Origin of the sequence: Cobetia sp. SIMBA_158 (assembly GCF_046566945.1) — a bacterium.
Taxonomy (GTDB): domain Bacteria; phylum Pseudomonadota; class Gammaproteobacteria; order Pseudomonadales; family Halomonadaceae; genus Cobetia; species Cobetia amphilecti.
Genome location: NZ_JAWJYL010001004.1, coordinates 1 through 240, shown reverse-complemented (window position 1 = coordinate 240; position 240 = coordinate 1). Strand labels below are relative to the sequence as shown.

General features: G+C 68.8%; 1 protein-coding gene. It reads right to left on the bottom strand.

The genetic code is table 11. The features are described from left to right. A partial coding sequence (locus tag R2R70_RS22830) for an SDR family oxidoreductase (RefSeq protein ID WP_410979321.1) occupies positions 1-240 on the bottom strand: 240 nt, incomplete at both ends.

Here is a 240-nt window from a genome sequence, read left to right as displayed (position 1 = left end):
AGCATCTGGCGGATCTGGTGCTTCATCCCGAAGAACACGCCCTTCGCGTTCACCGCGAAGCTCAGGTCGAGATCGGCTTCGTCGGTGTCGATCAGCGCCTTCATCGGCGGCGCGATGCCCGCGTTGTTGATGCCGACGTCGAGCCGCCCGAAGCGCTCGACCGCCGCCTGCACCAGCGCTGCCACGTCAGCTTCGACGCGCACGTCGCAGTGCCGCGCGATCACGTCGGCGCCGGCGGCG